Here is a 7,048-nt window from a genome sequence, read left to right on the forward strand (position 1 = left end):
AGTCGAACGCCTCAGGGACGACCGTTTGCTGACGATCCGTGCGGTCCGTCCGGACGACAAGGCGCTTGTACTTGAAGCACTGCCGGGCGTAAGTCCGGAGTCAATTCAGCGCCGCCTTTTCACCACGAAGAAGGAGATCACAGAGGAAGGTCTGCGGAAGATCACCGAGGTTGACTTCGTGAATACAGTGGCGTTGGTTGCTGCACTGGAGAATGATGGGGCTGAACGACTTGCAGGCGGAGGGCGATACATCCGAATTGGTGAATCAAAGAGAGCGGAGGTGGCGTTTCTCATCGAAGACGAATTTCAGGGTCTCGGCATAGCATTGCGCATATTCAAGCATCTGGTCGGGATTGCGCGCGAATCTGGAATCACGGAGTTTGAGGCCGAGGTCCTTCCCACGAATGAGGCTATGCTGAAGGTATTCGCGCGAAGCGGCATTCCCGTCACACGCACTGTGGAGCGCGATTCCATTCATGTGCTTATGGAGTTGGGCGCATAACTTCGAAGCTCATGAGCAAAGGAAGAATTTTTATCACAGATGTACACAGATAAGGGCAAAGAGAGATGTTCACAGATGAGTTTGCTGGTGGACAGCATTGTGATAGAGCGACAATGCTGTCCACACTTCAGCGCTCCCGCGCAAGTCTCACCGTCCGCCGGAGGCGGATCGGGGTTGACCGGCTGTGTCTCTTTATCACACAGGCGGTCAAAAATAATTCATCAGCAGTTATCAGAGCCTTTATCCGCTCTTATCTGTGATAAGAGAGTCGTGTGCTAATCATTGTGCATAGGGAGGACACATGAAAATCACGGCGCCGAAGACCAAGATTGTCTGCACAATAGGCCCTGCATCTGAATCAATTGACATAATGAAGCAGATGATTGAAGCAGGGATGAATGTTGCCCGGCTCAACTTCTCTCACGGCGATTTTGCCGGGCACAAGAAGGTGATAGAAAATTTGCGCACTGCTTCTGAGGCGGTCGGCAAGAGGATCGCCATCATGGCGGACCTTTCCGGGCCAAAGATGCGGATCGGAAAATTTGCCGAAGAGCCGATCGACCTGGCCCCTGGCGATTCGTTCACGCTGACAACCGAGAACATAGTAGGGGACAAGGGTCGCGTTTCTGTTTCGTTTGCAGGACTTCCCAAGGCGGTGAAGCCGGGAGACACGCTCTTTCTGAATGATGGCTACATACAGCTGGAAGTCGTGCAAGTGTCGAGCAGCGATGTCGCCTGCAAGGTACGCGTAGGCGGCGAGCTTCGCTCCCGTAAAGGGCTTAATCTTCCCAATATAAACCTGGGTATAAGCGCATTTACGGAGCGCGATCACGAATGCCTCAAATTTGCCCTTGAAAATGGAGTTGATGCAATCAGCCAGTCTTTTGTGGAGAATGCGGGTGACATAGAGGCTGTCCGGAAAGCCGCGGCAGATCTCGGCTATCAGCCCTTCATAATAGCCAAGATAGAACGTTCCGGGGCTCTCGATCACATTGACGATATTCTGATTGCGTCTGACGGCATCATGATTGCCAGGGGCGATCTTGGTGTTGAAGTGCCGATTGAACAAATTGCCGTGATCCAGAAGCGGCTCATGCGTCGCGCGAACATGCGTGCGAAACCAGTGATTACGGCAACACAGATGCTCGAATCGATGACGGACAATCGCCGTCCTACCCGCGCTGAGGCAACGGACGTGGCAAACGCGATTCTGGACGGCACTGACTGTGTCATGCTGTCAGGGGAATCGGCCATGGGAAAGTATCCTGTGGATGCAGTAGCGATGCTCGCAAAGATCGCATTGGCGGTGGAAAAGAATCGACCCGCGACCACAGTCAAGAAATTGTTCGAAGGGATCGATCTCAGAGATAAGATTCGACCAGCCCATCTGATAGGCATCGGGGTGGAGGCCGGCCTGGAGTATGTCAGTCCCGCAGCTGTGTTTATTCCGACACGTAGTGGCACGACAGCGCGCAGTATAGCGCGCTTCCGCTTTCCGGTATGGATAGTGGCGATAAGCAGGCAGGAGGCGACCTGCCGATACCTCCAGTTCTCGTCAGGGGTTTATCCGGTGCATGCATCGCAGATTCCTGACCGGCGAAACGATTACGTGGGAGCATGGGTTAAGGAGCACGAGTTGGAAGGGAATATGGTCGTTCTGATCGAAGGGCCCTCGGAGAAGCACCCGGAGGCGAATCATAGCATGCAGATAATCGATCTGGCGCGGTGAGAAGGTGCTAATGGTGAAATCAGACAACGGACAGAATTTCATCACAGATAAACGCAGATAGAAGCCGAGAGAGATGTGCACATATCCGCTCGTATCTGTGATAAAAAGGCTGTGTCCCAGTATTAGGAGGCAAGAAGATGAAGAAGGTGGTACTGCTTCGGCATGGCGAGAGCACATGGAACAAGGAAAACCGCTTTACCGGTTGGACCGACGTAGACCTGAGCGACAAGGGAAGAGAAGAAGCGGTTGAGGCCGGAAGAGTCCTCTTGCGGGAGGGATACGTTTTTGATGTTGCATTTACTTCGGTGCTGAGGAGAGCCATTAAGACCCTCTGGCTGGCCCTTGAGGAATTGGATCTGATGTGGATACCGATTCATAACAGCTGGAGGCTCAATGAGCGCCACTATGGCGCTTTGCAGGGATTGAACAAGGCTGAGACCGCTGAAAAGCACGGAATGGACCAGGTTAAGATCTGGCGCAGAAGCTACGCCATTCAGCCGCCGGCACTCACGAAGGATGACGAGCGCTATCCGGGAAAAGACCCGCGTTACAATGGCCTGAAACCGGAGGAGATTCCTCTGACAGAGGCGCTCAAAGACACGGTGGCGCGCTTCCTGCCATACTGGCACGAGACCATCGCCCCGGCCGTGCGGGAGGGTAGGAGGGTAATAATTGCCGCACATGGCAACAGTCTTCGGGCCCTGGTCAAGTATCTCGACAACGTCACCGATGATGATATCGTTGGTCTTAATATTCCCACAGGCATACCCCTGATTTACGAACTTGAAGATGACCTCAAGCCGATCCGCAGCTATTATCTGGGCGACCAGGAGGCAGTGGAGAAAGCAGCGAAGGCAGTAGCGGACCAGTTGAAGAAGTCGTAAAGATAGACCGCTGCGCTAGGAAGACCGGCGCGTAAAGCGCGCCTAGGACGACCGTCGCACGTTGTGCGACTAGGAAGATGGAAGGTAAGAATAGTTGAGTAGTTTGGTGGTTACGATCAAACGCCTAACTACAGGGCAGCAATTTTAACATGTCGCTTTTTTGTTGCGAGCGACGCGAGCGAACGATTTAGGAACAAAAGAAATAAAAGGGAGGAGAGATAAAGATGGCTAAAATCATAAAAGTAATAGGGCGGGAGATTCTCGATTCACGCGGCAATCCGACTGTGGAAGCAGATGTGTATCTTGAAGACGGAAGCATGGGCCGCGCTGCAGTGCCCTCGGGAGCATCCACCGGTGTTCACGAGGCTGTTGAACTCCGTGATGGAGAGAAAACGCGTTACATGGGAAAGGGCACCAGAAAGGCAGCCCAGCATGTGACCAGGGAGATTGCTCGCGCTGTTGAAGGCATGGATGCTGCCTGCCAACAGGAGATTGATCTCAAAATGATCAAGATCGACGGTACAAAGAACAAGGGCCGGCTCGGCGCGAACGCCATTCTTGCCGTGTCAATGGCTGCTGCGCGCGCAGCAGCACAGTCAGAAAAGACGCCCCTTTACCGCTACCTGGGCGGAGTATCTGCGTCGGTTCTCCCTGTTCCCATGATGAACATTATGAACGGGGGAGCCCACGCGGACAGTTCCGTGGACTTTCAGGAATTTATGGTGGCGCCTTACGGCGCACCCAGTTTTGCCGAAGCCCTGAGGATGGGAGCTGAAGTCTTTCACACGCTCAAAGGCGTGCTCAAGGCGAAAGGATATTCAACCGGCGTCGGAGATGAAGGCGGTTTTGCGCCGAGCCTGAAATCCAATGTAGAAGCGATAGAGGTTATCCTGGAAGCAATCGAAAAGGCAGGCTACAAACCGGGCAGGGATATAGGTCTCTGTCTCGACCCTGCGGCCAGCGAATTCTATGACGGCCAAAAGAAGAAATACATTTTCAGGAAATCGGACGGCAGCGCCCACGATTCTGCAGCAATGGTCGATCTCTGGGCAGACTGGGTCCGGCAATACCCGATTGTCTCTATCGAAGACGGCATGGCGGAGGACGACTGGGAGGGCTGGAAATTAATTACTGAGACACTGGGCGCAAAGATCCAGCTTGTCGGCGACGATCTCTTTGTTACCAATACGGAGAGGCTCGAACGGGGTATCAGGCAGGGAATTGCAAACTCGATTCTCATCAAGGTGAACCAGATCGGGTCGCTTACTGAAACATTGCAGGCTATGCAGATGGCTGCGCACGCAGGATACACTGCCGTAGTGTCCCACAGGTCGGGAGAAACCGAGGATACCTTCATTGCTGACCTCGTTGTAGCTACAGGGGCCGGCCAGATCAAGACAGGTTCGGCGAGCAGGACCGACCGCATTTGCAAATATAATCAACTGCTGCGCATAGAGGAAGAACTGGGCGCCTCCGGTAAATTCGCCGGCCGCCGCGCATTCCGCCAGGACAAGATAAAAGAATACGCTCCAGCGAGCGGCGGGAGCAAGAAGAGAAAATAGAGGGAAGACCGCGCTACGCGCTGGGAAGATCGCCATGCAAAGCATGGCTGGGAAGATCGCCCTTCGGGCTAGGAAGATGAAAGGGAAGAAATCTGATCGACGAATGGTGTTCGACGGAGGTTTGCAGTTGCTTCCTAGCGAAGCGGTCGTCTGAGTCGCACATAGTGCGACGATCTGGGTGTCTGCCGGCTCCGAGGCAAACAATAAGCAAGGAGAAGCAACAATGAAAATATTAACCGCACCCCGAATGGAGCGCTGCATAGGCTGCCATTCCTGTTCTTTTGCCTGTGCGCGACTGATACACAAAAATCTTTCGTGGGATACGGCCGGTATCCGCATATCCTCATCCGGAGGGCTCTCAACTGGTTTTGTTGCGAGGACGTGCGTTGCTTGCGACCCCGCTCCCTGTGCGCAAGCCTGTCCTACAGGCGCCTACTCACAGAGGAAGGATGGAGGTGTCTTGGTCAAAAAGAGCCTCTGCATACGCTGTGGAAAATGCGCCAAGGCCTGCCCTGTGGATGCCATCTACCTCGATCCAACAGGAGACCCGTTTGTCTGTATCCACTGTGGCCGGTGCGTCCCATTCTGCCCTCACGACTGCCTTGAGTTGAACGACGTCGCGCGGCGAGGATCTGCAAAAAGTGAGGTCCTCGAAAAGCGAGGTGCTGCATGATCAGAGACAGTTTCAGAATTTTGCAGGTTGATCTCGCCACTGCTCGCGGCAGAGTAGAGACGCTGGAGGGGCGTGACACGGTTGTCGGTGGCAGTGGACTCGCAGCTCTGTTATTCAGCAAATACGGCCAGCCGGACAAACCATGGGACGATCCTGATCAGCCGCTCATCTTCGCTATCGGTCCTCTCACCGGCTATTTTCCTCTCATGAGCAAGACCGTCTGCGCCTTCAAGTCTCCCTATCATGATCAGTACGCAGAAAGTCACGCCGGCGGCAGATCGGCCCTGGCCCTCCGATTTGCCGATCTTGATGCGCTGGTTATTGTCGGCAAGGCTGCAAAACCTTCCTGTATCGCGGTCGCTTCACAAAACCTGCTGGTAAAGGAACTCCCCTTTGTCTGGGGAAAGGACGTCTTTGAGTCGGGAAGGATGCTCCGCAGCCTCGTCAAGCGTGGCTCGGGGCACCGGACCATCATGCGCATCGGCCCGGCAGGTGAGATGGGCTTTGCCATGGCAGCCATCAACGCTGATACCTATCGCCATTTCGGTCGGCTCGGTGGAGGAGCGGTCATGGGGCGCAAGAATCTCAAGGCTATCCTGATTGAAGGTGACGCATCGTTTGCGCTTCCGGATTCCAAAGAGTATCCCAAGGTCTTTCAGGAAACCTATACTAAGGTCACCGGTAAGGACATGATGAAGTACCACGACATCGGCACTCCGATAAACATGGCCGTGCTGAACGAGGCGAAGATGCTGCCCATCCGTAATTTGCAGCGCACGACCGACCCGGCTATGAGCAGCATCTCAGGTGAAAAATTTGCAGACGATGTCCTGCTTCGAAATGCCGCCTGTGCAGGCTGTCCGGTAGGGTGCATCCACATAGGGTTCGTGCGTGAACGGTACACCAAAGAGCATCGCTATATCTACCGCCAGGTCTCCTACGATCATGAGCCGATATTTGCCGTTGGAGCAATGCTCTCGGTTACCAACCCTTTTCACGTGCTCGCGATCATTGACGTCTCTGAAAAGGTGGGGCTCGACGTGATGTCAGCGGGTGTTGCACTTGCCTGGGCAACTGAGGCGACGGAGAAAGGGATCATTTCGGCTAACGAGACGATCGTTCCTCTCTCCTTCGGTGATCCCGAGGGATATAAACAGGCCATGGATCACCTGGGAAGGGGCACCAACGAGTTCTACACTCTCCTTGCACAGGGCACGCTGAAGGCAGCCGAACAGTATGGCGGTAAAGAGTACGCCTGTGTTCTCGGCCAGGAGATGGCGGGCTATGCCACAGGGGAGGTCTACTTCGCTTCGCAGGCATTGGGCTTCCGCCACTCACACCTTGATAGCGGCGGTTACTCCTTTGATCAGAAAGAGAAAGGCAAGGATGTGCAGAAGGCAGTTGATTTCCTGGTAAAAGACGAGCAGGGGAGGGTGCTCCTCACGTCCATGGTCGCCTGTCTCTTTGCGCGGGGCGTCTATACGGATGAACTGCTTGCAACATGCCTGAAATCGGTCGGCTACGAATCTCTTGCCGCAAACCTCGGGTCGGTTTCGAATACTATCCAGCAACTGCGTTGGAAAACACGTCTGGCTACAGGCTTTAAGCCCGAAGAAGTGCCTATACCGGAGCGCTTTTGCGAAGTAATTACCGCCAAAGGGCCTGTTGACGCTACCTACCTAGCCGGTCTGACGGCAG

General features: G+C 54.3%; 5 protein-coding genes. All 5 read left to right on the forward strand.

Features of this window, described 5'->3' with window-relative positions; all coding sequences use genetic code 11:
- On the forward strand, positions 1-502 hold a 502-nt coding region (locus tag VMT71_06825), incomplete at its 5' end, for a GNAT family N-acetyltransferase (protein HVN23666.1).
- A 301-nt stretch (positions 503-803) separates the two neighbouring features.
- Complete coding sequence (gene pyk, locus VMT71_06830; protein ID HVN23667.1) at positions 804-2,231, forward strand: pyruvate kinase; 1,428 nt, start codon at positions 804-806, stop codon at positions 2,229-2,231.
- A 137-nt stretch (positions 2,232-2,368) separates the two neighbouring features.
- Entirely contained in the window at positions 2,369-3,115 is a 747-nt protein-coding gene (gene gpmA, locus VMT71_06835) for a 2,3-diphosphoglycerate-dependent phosphoglycerate mutase (protein HVN23668.1), read from the forward strand.
- Between the two features lie 224 nt (positions 3,116-3,339).
- Positions 3,340-4,677: a phosphopyruvate hydratase gene (gene eno, locus VMT71_06840; GenBank protein HVN23669.1), complete on the forward strand. Its 1,338-nt coding sequence runs from the start codon at positions 3,340-3,342 to the stop codon at positions 4,675-4,677.
- Positions 4,678-5,346: 669 nt separating this feature from the next.
- Positions 5,347-7,048: aldehyde ferredoxin oxidoreductase N-terminal domain-containing protein (locus VMT71_06845; GenBank protein HVN23670.1), on the forward strand; the 1,702-nt coding region annotated here is incomplete at its 3' end.

The sequence above is a fragment of the Syntrophorhabdales bacterium genome, from assembly GCA_035541455.1.
Lineage (GTDB): Bacteria > Desulfobacterota > Syntrophorhabdia > Syntrophorhabdales > WCHB1-27 > JADGQN01.